At 58.0% G+C, this 14,234-nt stretch carries 12 protein-coding genes; 2 read left to right on the top strand and 10 right to left on the bottom strand.

Features of this window, described 5'->3' with window-relative positions; genetic code table 11:
- Window positions 1-132 precede the first annotated feature (132 nt).
- The 7 genes from ACIQU2_RS12320 to ACIQU2_RS12290 form a co-directional block, all read right to left on the bottom strand.
- The gene (locus ACIQU2_RS12320; RefSeq protein ID WP_283180363.1) at window positions 133-558 is read right to left on the bottom strand and encodes an AprI/Inh family metalloprotease inhibitor; all 426 of its coding nucleotides are present in this window, start codon (window positions 556-558) and stop codon (window positions 133-135) included.
- A gap of 67 nt (window positions 559-625) precedes the next feature.
- Window positions 626-2,083 (bottom strand): serralysin family metalloprotease, encoded by a 1,458-nt coding sequence (locus tag ACIQU2_RS12315; RefSeq protein WP_403140884.1) that lies wholly within the window; start codon window positions 2,081-2,083, stop codon window positions 626-628.
- Between the two features lie 476 nt (window positions 2,084-2,559).
- The gene (locus ACIQU2_RS12310; protein ID WP_403140882.1) at window positions 2,560-3,018 is read right to left on the bottom strand and encodes an REP-associated tyrosine transposase; all 459 of its coding nucleotides are present in this window, start codon (window positions 3,016-3,018) and stop codon (window positions 2,560-2,562) included.
- A gap of 88 nt (window positions 3,019-3,106) precedes the next feature.
- Window positions 3,107-4,192 (bottom strand): polyamine ABC transporter substrate-binding protein, encoded by a 1,086-nt coding sequence (locus ACIQU2_RS12305; protein ID WP_403140880.1) that lies wholly within the window; start codon window positions 4,190-4,192, stop codon window positions 3,107-3,109.
- Window positions 4,193-4,252: 60 nt separating this feature from the next.
- Window positions 4,253-4,594, bottom strand: coding sequence for a cupin domain-containing protein (locus tag ACIQU2_RS12300; protein WP_403140877.1), 342 nt, complete (start codon window positions 4,592-4,594; stop codon window positions 4,253-4,255).
- Between the two features lie 43 nt (window positions 4,595-4,637).
- Complete coding sequence (locus ACIQU2_RS12295; RefSeq protein ID WP_403140875.1) at window positions 4,638-6,041, bottom strand: NAD(P)/FAD-dependent oxidoreductase; 1,404 nt, start codon at window positions 6,039-6,041, stop codon at window positions 4,638-4,640.
- Window positions 6,042-6,091: 50 nt separating this feature from the next.
- Entirely contained in the window at window positions 6,092-6,907 is an 816-nt protein-coding gene (locus ACIQU2_RS12290) for a helix-turn-helix domain-containing protein (RefSeq protein ID WP_347804713.1), read from the bottom strand.
- Between the two features lie 263 nt (window positions 6,908-7,170).
- Between ACIQU2_RS12290 and ACIQU2_RS12285 the strand changes: the two genes are divergently transcribed.
- Complete coding sequence (locus tag ACIQU2_RS12285; RefSeq protein ID WP_008156356.1) at window positions 7,171-7,443, top strand: DUF1652 domain-containing protein; 273 nt, start codon at window positions 7,171-7,173, stop codon at window positions 7,441-7,443.
- 65 nt (window positions 7,444-7,508) lie between these two features.
- Here the strand turns inward: ACIQU2_RS12285 and ACIQU2_RS12280 are convergent, their stop codons facing one another.
- On the bottom strand, window positions 7,509-9,983 hold the full coding sequence (locus ACIQU2_RS12280) for a UvrD-helicase domain-containing protein (protein WP_403140871.1): 2,475 nt from the start codon (window positions 9,981-9,983) through the stop codon (window positions 7,509-7,511).
- A 280-nt stretch (window positions 9,984-10,263) separates the two neighbouring features.
- Between ACIQU2_RS12280 and ACIQU2_RS12275 the strand changes: the two genes are divergently transcribed.
- The gene (locus tag ACIQU2_RS12275) at window positions 10,264-10,959 is read left to right on the top strand and encodes a pirin family protein (protein WP_403140869.1); all 696 of its coding nucleotides are present in this window, start codon (window positions 10,264-10,266) and stop codon (window positions 10,957-10,959) included.
- A 62-nt stretch (window positions 10,960-11,021) separates the two neighbouring features.
- Here the strand turns inward: ACIQU2_RS12275 and pgm are convergent, their stop codons facing one another.
- Window positions 11,022-12,668, bottom strand: a complete 1,647-nt coding sequence (gene pgm / locus ACIQU2_RS12270; protein WP_403140868.1) for a phosphoglucomutase (alpha-D-glucose-1,6-bisphosphate-dependent) — start codon at window positions 12,666-12,668, stop codon at window positions 11,022-11,024.
- Window positions 12,669-12,780: 112 nt separating this feature from the next.
- Complete coding sequence (locus ACIQU2_RS12265; protein ID WP_403140866.1) at window positions 12,781-14,181, bottom strand: PLP-dependent aminotransferase family protein; 1,401 nt, start codon at window positions 14,179-14,181, stop codon at window positions 12,781-12,783.
- Window positions 14,182-14,234 lie beyond the last annotated feature (53 nt).

The following is a 14,234-nucleotide window of genomic DNA, read 5'->3' as shown; positions in this document are numbered from 1 at the left end:
TCCGCGCAGGGGCGGATATAGGCTTTGCAGTAGCGCTTACAAACTAATAACAACTTTTCGTGGGCGGCAGAGCGCCTCCACTAGTTGTGTCGCGCTTATGTCGGCAATGACGAGCGTTATAGTCGAATCGTGTTATTGCACCTGGCGCACAAGTGTTATGACCAGATCGGATTTCAATGTGGCTTTATACGATCCGTCGCGTTGGCGGCTGAGAAATAGAATCTTCGAGCCTTCTTTGCCGGTGATCGCCAGGCCATCCGGCTCAGGGAACCAGCCAATCGCAGATTCGCCGTCCAGCCAGGCGCTGAGACAATCGGCGCCCTCACCCAGCGTCTGTTTCGGTTGAAAGTCGATGACGCAGACGTTGGACGGTTTGTCCTGCAACGCCTGGGACTCTGGCGAGTCATCTTTGGCGATCAGGGTCGCCTGCCATTTGCCGGCCAGTTCCGAGGGGTCTGCTAATTTCAGGCTGCTCGCCATGGCTAAATCTCCAAAAAACATCATGAACGTCGCCAATAGCCACGCGGTTGTTCTGTAGGTGAAGCCGTTATGGATCATAAGGCGCTTTACTCATTTCAAGGGGCAGAGAGCAGCGCGTCTGCGCCGCCCTCCTTTTCACCTCACATTACGCAGCGATGTCGGAGTAAGCCGCCTGACCCACGGTGCTGACCAGGAAATCAGCCACGCCATGCCCGGAGAAGTCCACCGACAACAGGCTGTTGCCGCCCGAAGAGGTCAACACCGCATCGCCTGCCGCACCGGTGAACGAGTTCACGAAATGCAGGCCCGCGCCTTTGGTGATGCCGGTCAGGTCGATCTTGTCCAGGCCGCTGACAAAATCGAGGATCTGGTCGACTGCACCGGGTTTGGAATCGCTGCTGGCGGCGAACACGAAAGTGTCCGAACCTGAACCGCCCCACAGCTTGTCCGCACCGCCCGCGCCGAAGAGGATGTCGTTGCCGGCACCGCCCTTCAGTTCGTTGGACACGCTGTTGCCGATCAGCAGGTCGCTGCCCGAACCGCCGATAGCGTTCTCGACGGTGACGCCCTTGGCGATCGACACGTTACCCACCAGGCCGCCAACGTCGGAGAACGAGGCCTCATTGAGGTTGATCTTCTGGTTTTGGGTAAAACCGGAGAAGTCCAGCGTGTCCTTGCCGCCCGCATCCCAAACCGAAAACACAACCTTGTCCGACGACGAAGTCGCGCTCAGGAAGTCGCGCCCGGCGTTGGAGTTGAAGCCATAAGTGGTGTCACCGGTACGGGTGGTGGTATTGGCGCCGTAGAGCTTTTGGATGGCCGCGATATCGTCCATCAGCGGACCGGACGAATAGGCTTCGACGCCGCCCTTGCTGAAGTCCTGGCTGGTATTACTTTCACTCCAGTAGCTCATGACGCTATAACCGCGGGTGTCTTGCCCGTAGGACGCGTCGTTGTAGGTCGGAGCACCCTCGCCGGCGTTGTAGTCGCCAGGGTGGGCCAGGCCCAGGCTGTGACCGATTTCGTGGGTCAGGGTTTGCCGGCCGTAATTGTTCAGGTCCGGCGTCTTGTTTGGCGTGTAGCTGCTGTTGGTCAGGTACCAGGAAGTACCGTCATAACCCGCGCCGGAGCCAGGCAAGTAGGCAAACGCCGCCGCGCCATCCTGGCCGCCGCTGTAGTTGCCGAAGGTCATGTGAGCGTCGCCGCCCGTAGCCTTGTCAGTGAAGGTGACTTTGGCCACATCGGCCCAGGATTGCATGGCCAGCACGGCCTGGCCTTTCTGCTGAGCGCTGAACTGGCTGAACCCGGTGATCCCGTGCTTGTTCATGGTGCTCGACGACGCCGAGGTCAGGAACGTGTAGGTGAGTTCGATTTTGCCGCTGCCGTCCTTGTCCTGGTAGGCAGCGCCATCGCGCAGCAATTGCGTAGCTGCCTGGTCGACGGAGAAGGAGGGTTTGCCATTGACCGTGAGGTTGCCGCCCCGATCATACTGATGGCTGAAGCTATTGATCTGGTTGAACGCAGAACTGGATGCAGCCAATGCTTGCAGTGGCTGGAACGCCTGTTCGGCGGTATCAATAGCGTTGTCTTTTACTTTCGACATAAACACACTTCCTTGTTTAGCTATGGAACAGTTTTTGTCAGACAGCGACAATCTCTGGCGAGATCGTCCTATCACTCGCCCAATGAAGGCGAAAGAAAACTGACACAATTCGAAATCAAACGTCTACATTTTTTTTGACGTCAAATTGAGTTGTTCCTGCAAGGACCCGGAAACAATGCGTGCGGTGTCGAAATATTGTTTGCTAGATGGAGGTTTGCGCAAATTGTCTGACAATTAGCTATTTAATTATTAAATAGAGGTAAGTTTCTTTTTGTCGATGGGGTCTCACTTTGAGTGAGTTATTAATATGAGTGCCAGCGCATTGATATCAGTTGGAGATTTGTTGGGTTTTAGGTTTTTACGACTGCTTCGCAGCCGAACGCAGGCTGCGCCAGCTGCTACAGGTTTCGCGAGCACCGCAATCCTTGTAGCAGCTGCCGAAGGCTGCGTTCGGCTGCGCAGCAGTCGCCAAATCATCACAACCAACACGCATCCCAGAGTGGGTAGTCATGAACCCGCGTCACCAGTCCCGCTCGGATCGGATTGGCCACGACATACCGGGCAAGCGCCTTCACATCTTCCTCTCGCCGAACCGCACGATCGTGGTAACCCTTCTGCCACAGCCGCCCTTGCCGCCCCAGCGCTTGATTAACCGCCAAACCACTCCGGGATTTGATACGGCACATCAGCTCCGCCAGCGTCTTGTCATGCAGCTGCACCAGGCAATGCATATGGTTTGGCATGACAACCCACGTCAAAAAATCCGCCCAACCCTCCTCCTGCGCCTGACGCAACTCCTGAACGACCAACCTCCCCAGTCGCCAATCAACAAAAAACGGCTGCCGTTGGTCAACGACAGCCGTTAGCAGATAAATACGTCCGCACTCAGAGAAACGCCCACCGCGTAGCTGACCCGCATTTGTATAAACAGGCATTCCATTGCCTCCTGATCCATCGAAAGGAGGCCTGGAACAGCGTTGCCAGTCGAACCGACGGCACCCAATGACTACAAAATATGAAGCCTTAGCTCCCGGTACGAATCTTGTTCCATACCCGCGTGCGCACTCGGTCGATGTTCAGCGGCATCGCCTCCAGCGCAAACAATTTCCCCATCATGTCCGGGCTCGGGTAGACCTTGGTGTCGTTCTTGATCGCCGGGTCGATCAGGCTGTCGGCCTGTTCGTTACCGTTGGCGTAGTGCACGTAGTTGCTGATGCTGGCCATGACGTCCGGGCGCAGCAGGTAGTTCATGAAGGCGTAACCGGCCTTTTCGTCCGGGGCGTCTACCGGCATGGCGACCATGTCGAACCAGATGGCGGCGCCTTCCTTGGGAATCGAATAGCCGATGTCGACGCCGTTCTTGGCTTCTTTCGCGCGGTTTTCGGCTTGGAGAATGTCACCGGAGAAACCGACGGCCACGCAGATGTCACCGTTGGCCAGGTCGCTGGTGTACTTGGACGAGTGGAAATAGCTGACATACGGGCGGACTTTCATCAGCAGCGCTTCAGCCTTTTTGTAGTCTTCCGGGTTCTTGCTGTGATGCGGCAGGCCCAGGTAGTTCAGTGCCGCCGGCAACAGTTCGGGGCCGTTGTCGAGGATGGCCACGCCGCACTTCTGCAGCTTTTTCATGTTTTCGGGTTTGAAAATCAGATCCCAGGAGTCCACTGGCGCGTTATCACCCAACACGGCCTTGACCTTGGCGATGTTGTAACCGATGCCGGTGCTGCCCCAGAGGTACGGGAAGCCGTGTTCATTGCCCGGATCGTTGGTTTGCAAGGCCTTGAGCAGCGCCGGGTTAAGGTTTTTCCAGTTCGGCAGTTGGCTCTTGTCGAGTTTCTTCAGCGCCACGCCTTGAATCTGCCGCGCCATGAAGTGGTTGGACGGGAAGACCACATCGTAGCCGGATTTGCCGGTCATCAATTTGCCGTCGAGGGTTTCATTGCTGTCAAAGACGTCGTAACTGAACGCGATGCCGGTTTCTTTCTGGAAGTTTTTGGTGGTGTCCGGGGCGATGTATTCCGACCAGTTGTAGATCTTGACGGTCTCGGCCGCGTGGCCGAGGGTCGCGAAGAACGCAAGCGGAGCCAGAGTCAGTGTCTTTCGGATCATGAGTCGATTCCTGTTTGGTTTGTCTTCTTTTTATTGGAGAGCTGGCAGGCAATCAGAGGATCAAAAAATCAAAGCGTAGGTCTTGCGCACGGTTTCCTGGATATCCCAGATACCGAGGCTGTTGGCTGACAACATCAGTGCATCGCCGGCTTCTATGTGCAGGGTTTCACCGTCATCCGGGGTAAACGTGCAACGCCCCTGGATGAAGTGACAGAACTCCTGGGCGACGATCTGCCGTCGCCAGCGGCCGGGCGTGCATTCCCAGACGCCGGTTTCGACGCCATCGTCGCGTTCAACGCTGGTGGTCGAGGCCACCGCCACGGGCAAGCCCAGCGGTACGGCGACCGGATTCGACTCTTCCAGCTTCAGGCTTGCGGTGTTCTTGAATTGCGTGATGCTCATGGGAGTACCTGTCGATTGAGCCTATGTATGAAGAGCGCGCCGTTTACTGCATGAAACCTTCCATGAAGCCGGCAATACCGGTGGCCAGTTTGCGACGCCAGGGTGCGGTGGCCGGGTTGGCCAGGGTCTGGTCTTCATGGGCGAAGCTGCGGATGATCGCGTTGTAACCAAGCCAGCGGCAGGGCTCCGGCTCCCAGGCCCGGAGCGCGTCGAGCCCTCCCTGGATGACCCACGGCTGGCGAACCAGCTCGGTGTCGCGCTGCAGAATCAGGTCGGCCAGGGTCCGGCCGCCCAGGTTGCTCGCGCCAACACCCTCCCCGCCATAGCCACCCGACAAGGCGATGCCACTGGCCTGATCGCACAGCATGTGCGGTTTGAAACGCCGGGACATCCCCAGATTGCCGCCCCAGGCATGGGTAATCCGTACGTTCTTGAGCTGCGGGAAGAGTTCGCCAAACAGATAAAGCCGCAGCTCCACTTCGCTGGTGGTCAAGTCGAAGTCATGGCGCAACTTGGCAGCAAACTGATAACCGCCCCGCGCGCCGAACACCAACCGGTTGTCAGCCGTGCGCTGACCGTAAGTGACCTGGCGACTGTTTTCGCTGAAGGCCTGGCCGCGACTCAGGCCGATTTCATCCCACGTGGCAGCGGATAGCGGCTCGGTGGCCACTATCAAGCTTTGCACCGGCAGCTGATAACGCCCCAAAGGTGGCAAGGTGACTGAGTAACCTTCGACCGCCGGCACGATCCAACGGCTGCGAACCGAGGCTTTCGCGGTGCGCAGGCCACCCGATTGCCACTGGGTGACCGGGCTGTTCTCGTAAATCCTGACGCCCATTTTCTCCACCACCCGAGCCAGATCTCGCACCAACTTTGCCGGGTGAATGGTCGCGACATGCGGTGCATAGATACCGCCATAAGGTTTGGCGACTCTGATCTGTTGCGCCAACTGCTCGGGGCTGAGCCAGCGGTAATCGCTTTCGGTCAATCCCTGGCTATAGAGCGTGTCGAGATAGTGCCGAAGGCTGGCTTCCTGTTCCGGATAGCGGGCAGCGCAATACAGCACCCCGCCTTTGCGGTAATCGCAGTTGATGTCTTCACGCTCGAGGACCCTACCGACTTCATCCGGAATGCCGTGCAGCAAATCGAAAGAAGCCCGGCGCTGTTCGGGCGGCAAGTCGGCGAGCAAGCGGTCTTCGCCCAGCACATTGCCCATCAGCCAGCCGCCGTTACGCCCCGAGGCGCCAAAGCCGGCGGTTTGCGCTTCAACGATGGCGATGCTCAGGCCGGGCGCCTGGCGTTTGAGGTAGTACGCGGTCCAGAGCCCGGTGTATCCCGCGCCAATGATGGCGACGTCGACGTCCAGATCCTGTTCCAGCGCTGGACGCGCCAATAATGGCTCGTCGAGTTGATCCATCCACAAACTGATAGTGCGCCACGCCGGCATGCAAGACTCCGCCACTCAATCTTCGATGGCGTCGATCCTAGTGCGTGGACTTAGAGGCTGTCTTGCGCGCGTGCACGCAAAGAAATTTGTTTTACGTAGGCCTTTGGCGACTGGCCGGTGTGCTGACGGAAGCAGCTATAAAACGCCGACAGCGAATTGAACCCGGCGGCAAACGCCAGTTCGTCGATACGCAGTGGCAGCGTGGCGCTCTCCAGTGCCGCGAGCAAATGCTGCAGGCGCGCCTGGTTGACGTATCGGTAGAAGCTCTGACCAAGCACCTGATTCAGCAAATAGGAAATCTGATTGCGGCTATACCCGCACTCCTTCGCCACCCGTTGCAGGTCGAGTTCGGGATCGAGATAAGGTTGTTGGCGCTGAAAATACTGCTGCAAGTCTTCAGCCATAAAACTTAGCTGACGCGCAGACAGTCCGAGTCGACTGACCGCCGGGCGTTGGCTGCTGGCGGCTTTGCTGACGGGCTGTTCATGCACCAGCGAGGCGTATTCGTTGACCCGCCAGATCAGTCCGTCACGGACGGTAATCGCCTCGCTGGCCCGGAATGACACCAGGCCTTCACCGCCGCGAAGGGTGATGCGGTACTGAATGAACGCCGTGTTGCCGTCCAGGCGAATACGGTCCGAGTGCTCCAGGGCTTCATCGGGATCGCGGGGCATGCTGCTGCGCACGTACTCACGCAATTCAGACAGCCCCATCACACGGTTCTGGAAAAAATCACTGTACTGAATCTCTGGGTGATAGAGCGCCATCACCCCGTCCAGGTCCCGGTGTTTCCAGCGCAAGTGATAACGCATCACCGTGTCACCCGTGGCCGGGGTTTGCAGCGGACCATCATCATCGGCGTGCATAAAGGACTCGACGAGAAAAAGCCGAGCTTGCCGAAGTTCTACGTCAGCTTCAATGGCCAACGGTGGTGGCCAATCGCTTAAGAACCAACGTTCACGTGACCTGCATCAAAAAAAACTGAAGCAATCGCTAAACGGACTGAAAAATCCACATTAATTTCACATCTGGATGCTACTTTTAAAGGCAGTCACCGGTTGAGCCATTGAAGGCTCTTCCCTCCTAACATGAGCTAAAGGAAGCGCTCGATGAATAAGGCGGGCAACACATGAATAAAGGGTTTAGTAAAGTCACCTTTCCAAACGCCTGCCAGCTGATGCGCTGGCATTTTCATCCCATGGGTTTCGAGGCGAGCATGGATGCGCCGGGCAGCATGATTGCCCGTCTATTTGACCGTGCCAGTGGCGAGACCATGATCGCCATCGCCGGCATTCCTTGCGCGACGGTCATGAATGCTGCGGATGTAGAACGAATAATCGAAGCGGTGGAAGACGAGCTTGAGGCTTTCATTCCACCCGCCGCCCTCAGGAGCTATGCCTGAAGGCTGAACACTCAACAACAAGCCCACGTTACGTGGGCTTTTTTGTACGCGACGATCTTTTACGGTCACGCCGATGTCTTGCCCAGTCGGTGATCGGCAAAGAACACTTTGCCTTTGCCGATCCGATCGGAAGCTTTAGGCAAGTTGGCCGCCTGGGTGTCTTGCCCATCGACATACCAATAGCAATGACTCACCGCCCGAGTGATGCCGACGTAAGCCAGTCGCAGGATCTCGTCTTTCTGTGCGCTGTCATACGCTTCGCTGTCGCCTGTCTTGCCAAAACCCGCCATGCGGTAGACCTGGTTCTTGTACGGAGAACTGGTCAGGTGCTGACAATCACCCAGCAGGAACACGGCATCAGCCTGAAGTCCCTTGGCGCTGTGATAAGTCAGTTGCTTCAGCCGTCGCGCTTCGTACGGCAAGCTAGAATCAACATTAACTACAGACTGAATATGCTCTTCTATCAATAACTTATCGCTGCTTTTTCGATAAAGCATCAAGATTGAATCGCCCTTTCTGTAGTGCTCCATCAGGCGCTGGGCCATGCCTTGATCGTCGCGATCGAGAACGTTAACCGGCAGCAATGCCTTCGGCTCGCCACTGGCCTTGGCCTTCTTGCCTGCGATCGCCGGCGCCGCACGAACGATATGTTCGGCGGCATCGATGATGTGCTGATGGCTGCGATAGTTGTCGCTCAGCATGACCTTGGTCGTGCTCGGTGAAGGGAATTCCTTGTTGAATTCCATGAAATACGTCGGCGAACTGCCCCGCCAGCCATAGATGGACTGCCAGTCATCGCCCACGCAGAGCAATGACGAACGTTGTGCGCCGCGCCCCACGTGCATAGCCGGCCCCCGACTGCGGATTTCCGTGAGGCTCGCGCGAATCCAGGAAACGATCTGCGGCGATACGTCCTGAAATTCGTCGATCATCAGGTGCGACATCGGCCTGAGCAGCTCATCGCTCAGCAGTTTCAGGTTTTCCGGCGAATGTTCGCTGAACAAGGCGAACATCCGGTTGTAGGTCATCACCGGTGGCTTCTGATCGAGCAGATGATCTTCCAGCGCTCGCCAGTACAGGCTCAAGGCCTCGAAGAAAAACCGGTCGGGGTCGTCCTTGGCAAAACTCATCTGGCCCACGGCATTGGGTACATCCAGGCCAAGATTCTCGATAAATCCTGCGGCAGCGACAAAACAGTCCAGCAACGGCGCAGAGCTGAGCTCGCCCTTGACCTTGTAATCGAAGCCCGGCCCGGCACTGGCATCGCCCCCAAGGGACGCCAATACACGCTTTGATGACTCGTAACTATCCAGCCATATCAATGGCTTACGACAGAAAGCTTGAAACAGGGTGCGCTTGACCGCCCATTCGGCGCGCACGCTCAATTTGGCATTAGGGCGGCTGACCTGCGGGTTTTCCCGGGGATCGAATCCCAGCACCACCCAAGCGTACAGGCTCGGAATATAGCCATGACAATGAAATGTCGAGCCGTTGATATCGAACGTCTGGCGCTTCGGCTCGATGCCTTTGATTGGCCAGGCGCCCGCGCGAAACCACAAATCTTCGATAGCGTCGCAGAGCTCTTCGTCACGCTTGGCGGCCAGTTCGGTCACGGCCATGCGTTTTTGTACGTCCGGGTGATCGCGCTCCAGCTCCTTGAGTTGCAGCGCGTGACGGGACAATGGCTTGATCAATTCGCGAAAGCGCTCATTGCGAGTGTGCAGGCTGTGATAGCACGCGTTGAGTTGTTGGCGCTGGGCGTCATTGATGCGCAGGTCGAAAGGATTGCTGTCGACCTCCTCATCGCCGCATTGCGCTCGGTGACTGAGGTTTTCGAAGGCTTGCAGACGCTCGAAGCCCGGCAGACTGCGAACCATCGGCAGGATTCGCGAATGGAAGGTGCGCACCAGATCACGCGCCTCTTTGAAACTGAGCGACCGGCCCCAGAGTGCAAACAGCTCGATCAGTTTGTTGATGAAGTCTTTGCGCGATTCACGGGTAAAGGTCACCACCGTCATCGAACTCAGCTCGAACCCCAGATAATGGGTCAGCAGCAAAATACGCAACACCAACGTGGTCGACTTGCCCGCACCCGCGCCGGCAATCACCGAGGTCGAGGGTGTGTCGCTGAAGATCATTTTCCACTGCGCGGCGCTGGGCTGGGCGTTCGGTGGCAGCAGTCGAGCGACATCCGTCTTCATGCGCTTCTTCAACTCAGCGCTCAACGGCAGACGCCAATCGTCGAACAGATTCTCGTCAACGTTGGGCGGCCGGTGTTCGGTCGAGCGCGAGTCGCGGATCAACAATACCTGCCGACCTTCCTCCAACCCTTCAAGTTTGCCTTCCTTATAGCCGTAATCCACCCCGGCGCTGTGCCCGCTGCGAAAGCCGTCAGCCTGGCCATGCAACCAGGACGCACGGTGTTGTGCGCGCAGACGCGTCAGGCCGTGACCAAAGAACCGGGCGGCCAGACGCTTGAGCAGCGGCATCTCGGCCAGGGGACGAAGTTCAGGAGGAAGATCGGGGGTGTGTTGCGGCACGCGGGCTGACTCCAGGGTGTGAGGCTGTTGAGGGCTATGGTGTCTGCATTTGCCGTTCAGTTCTAGTGAAATGCTTACAGGTCATTGGCTTATGCGATGAAGTGAAGGTTGGGTGAGAATTTTTCGAGGTTATTTGATATCAAATTATTCGATTGTATTGAGGCACTTTTTACGCTTTTTATCGATCAGTGCCTGATAGATGATGCTCGCCATCAACCACCGGTTCGCGTTTCGTGGCTCAGGCGCTCTGCCCCATGACGAACCTTTTCAGGAGACGATCATGCTTGAACTCAGACCCTTCAACTCCCTGGGCGGCGCCCACCATGGCTGGTTGGATGCTCATCACCACTTTTCGTTCGCCGAATACCATGACCCAAAACGCATGAGCTGGGGCAACCTGCGGGTGTGGAACGACGACGTGATTGCCTCTGGCACCGGGTTCCCGAAACACCCGCACCGGGACATGGAAATCATCACTTATGTCCGTGAAGGCGCAATCACTCACGAAGACAACCTGGGCAACAAGGGTCGTACCGAAGCGGGCGACGTTCAGGTCATGAGCGCCGGCACCGGGATCGCCCACAGTGAATACAACCTGGAAGCGACCGAGACCAGGATATTCCAGATCTGGATCATCCCTAACGAAACCGGTTTGGCACCGTCCTGGGGCGCCAAGCCTTTTCCAAAAGGCCAGCGCGAAGGTTTCGTAACGCTGGCGAGCGGTAAGGCCGGCGACGATCAAAGCCTGCGGATTCGAGCCGATGCGCGATTGGTGGCCGCGAACCTGAAGGCCGGTGAATCCACCGAGTATCGCCTTGACAATGGCCGTCGCGCCTATCTGGTTCCCGCTACCGGTGTCATTGAAGTCAATGGCTTGCGTACACAAGCTCGAGACGGTATTGCGGTTGCCGATGAGCAAGTGTTGCGGGTGACCGCCATCGAAGACAGTGAAATCGTCCTGGTGGACCTGGCTTGATCGGGTAAATGCGGGACAAAAAAAGGGGCGACCGTCATGGCCGCCCCTTTTTACATTCTGGATTACTTCGCAGAGATCGCGCCGTCCACCAGTGTTTGCGCTTCTGCCACCAATTGCTTGAGGTGGTCGTCACTGACGAAGCTTTCAGCGTAGATCTTGTAGATGTCTTCGGTGCCCGACGGACGCGCCGCGAACCAGCCATTCTCGGTCATGACTTTCAGACCACCGATCGCCTGGTCGTTACCCGGTGCGTGACTGAGGATGCTCTGGATCGCTTCGCCCGCCAGTTGGGTCGAGGTGACCTGGTCCGGCGACAATTTGCTCAGCAGTGCCTTCTGCTCAGGGTTGGCCTTGGCATCGACGCGCACCGAAAACGGTTCGCCCAGTTCTTCGGTCAAGGCGCGATAGGCCTGACTTGGGTCGCGGCCGGTGCGGGCGGTCATTTCTGCGGCCAGCAGTGCCGGGATCAAGCCGTCCTTGTCGGTGCACCAGACGCTGCCATCCTTGCGCAGGAACGAAGCACCGGCGCTTTCTTCGCCGCCGAAGCCCAGAGAGCCGTCGAACAGGCCATCAGCAAACCACTTGAAGCCGACCGGCACTTCGTACAGGCGACGACCCAAACGTTTTGCCACGCGATCGATCAAGCCGCTGCTGACCACGGTTTTACCCACGGCCGCATCGGCGCGCCATTGCGGACGGTTCTGGAACAGATAGTCGATCGTTACGGCGAGGTAGTTGTTCGGCGCGAGCAAACCACCGGACGGGGTCACGATGCCATGGCGATCGTGGTCCGGGTCGCACGCGAATGCTACGTCGAAACGCTCTTTCAGACCGATAAGGCCCTGCATGGCGTGAGTGGACGATGGGTCCATGCGGATCTGACCATCCCAGTCGACCGTCATGAAGCGGAAGGTCGGATCGACCTGTTTGTTGACCACTTCCAGGTCCAGACGGTAATGCTCGGCAATCGCCGACCAGTAGCGCACCCCGGCTCCGCCCAGCGGATCGACACCCAGACGCAGCTTGGCATCACGGATGGCGTCGAAGTCGATCACGTTGATCAGGTCGGCGACGTAGGTATTGAGGTAATCGTGACGATGGGTCGTGCTGGCCTTGAGCGCCTGCTCGTAGCTGATGCGCTTGACGCCGGCGAGCTTGTTGCTAAGCAGTTCGTTGGCCTTGGCTTCGATCCACTTGGTGATGTGGGTATCGGCCGGGCCACCGTTGGTAGGGTTGTATTTGTAGCCACCGCTTTGCGGCGGGTTGTGGGACGGCGTGATGACGATGCCGTCCGCCAGGCCCGACGTACGCCCGCGGTTGTAGCAGAGAATGGCGTGGGAAATGGCCGGTGTGGGGGTGTATTCGTCACCTTCGGCGATCATTACCGTCACGCCGTTGGCGGCTAGCACTTCAAGGGCACTGGCGCCGGCCGGGGTGGACAGCGCGTGGGTGTCGATGCCGACGAACAGCGGGCCGTCAATGCCCTGGGCTTCGCGGTACAGGCAGATCGCCTGGCTGATCGCCAGAACGTGCCATTCGTTGAAACTCAAGTCGAACGAGCTGCCTCGGTGCCCGGACGTGCCAAAAGCTACGCGCTGGGTCGAGATGGCGGCATCGGGCTGGCCGGTGTAATAGGCCGTCACCAGTCGCGGGATGTCGACCAACAGTTCTACCGGTGCCGGTTTGCCCGCAAAAGGACTGAGTGTCATGCAAAACCTCTGAAGTCGAGTGGTTCAGGAATAGGAACGCAGTTTACTGGCAGTTCGACCGCAACGCGATGGGATCGATCCATGAGTGTCACGCAGGGGTGTGCGGCCCCGTTCAATCGATCGACTCCAGACGCAAGGCGTCCCCTAACAAGCCCATTGCCGCGGCAAGGTCGTGATCACCGCCGAAGGTGTGACTCAGGCGCAAGTGTTGCGCGTGCAAGCCCTGGAGACTGAACAGCTCTCCCGGTGCGATCACCACCTGGTGCTTGAGCAGGCGCTGGAACACCCGACGTACATCGACCTGGCGCAGCGAACGAACCCAGATAGTTGCACCGCCCTGGGGTTCGACAAAGTGCAAGGCATCTCCCAGACGCTCCTGCAACAGCTGAGTCATCTGCACCTTGCGGTCCTTGAGCATCCGCCGTAATACCTGAAGGTGCTGATCGACACGTCCGTTGCCGTACAAGCGAGCGATGGCTTTCTGGCGAATCGGTGACAAGCGGAACGAACGCAGCAGAAAGTACCGTTGCAGTTCAGCACTGAAATGCCGCGACAGCAGATAGCCGTATGGCGCCTCCGGTCCGATGATTTTCTCGAAGGTGGAAAACACGATTAGCCGATCGGGGTCCAGCAAGTCGCGAAACCGCTGGCCGTCCGGTTCGAATCCGAGTTCGCCGTAGCAGTCGTTTTCCAACACCCAACTGCCATGTCGCTCCAGCAAGTGCGCGACGACTTGTCGGTTGTCGTCGGGTGCCAGGCTGCCTCGCGGCATGTTCAGCCCGGATGAAACCATCACCAGCCGCACCGGCTCAGTCTCCAGCAGCTCCTTGAGCCATTCGACGTCCAGGCCACCGCTGGATTGCACCGCCAGCTCGATCACTCGCACCTGCGCAGCCTGGAGCAACCGCAGAATCGCCCAGTCGCACGGCGACTCGACCAACACCGTGGCGTCCTTGAGATTCAACACAGCGATCAGTATTTCCAGCACGCCACGCAAGTCGGCGCCAATATAGACATCGTCGGCATGCCAGCAGCGCAGCGGCGAGGTGGTGTAGCGCGCTGCCAGGGCAATGCGCAACTCCAGCTCGCCGCAAGGTTGCGATGTCGGTTGTGGCTGACGCGGATACTGGCGCAGCAGTTCTCGTTCCAGCAGTAACAACGGACTGTCGAGGGGTTGCAACAACGCCGGTTCATCGGCGCTCAAGACCAGCATTCCGGGACGTCTGGCGTTGACATAAACGGTTTCGAGCAGGTCGTTGCCACTGCTGAACGTGCAGATGGAGGACACCGGTAACGCGTAATATCCGGACTTGGCCACCGAATAAACGCGCCCTTCCTTCTCCAGAAGCGAATAAGCGTACTGAATGGTCGAGATCGACACGCTCAGACGCTCCGCCAACTGTCGCAACGAAGGCAGGCGGACTCGTGTGTCACTGACCGGTTCGTTGATCAGGTTAGTCAGATATCGGTACACCGCCTGATACGCGAAGTCAGTTTCTCGTGGCCCTTTCATGGGCGAGGGCCGAATGCCGTGTGAACGTCATCATGCATCGTCAAGAAATCTGT

The organism is Pseudomonas sp. NPDC098740, from assembly GCF_044760065.1.
In the GTDB taxonomy this organism is placed as follows: Bacteria; Pseudomonadota; Gammaproteobacteria; order Pseudomonadales; family Pseudomonadaceae; genus Aquipseudomonas; species Aquipseudomonas rossensis.
The sequence above is the reverse complement of the archived record's forward strand: the minus strand, read 5'-3'. Positions and strand labels throughout refer to the sequence as shown.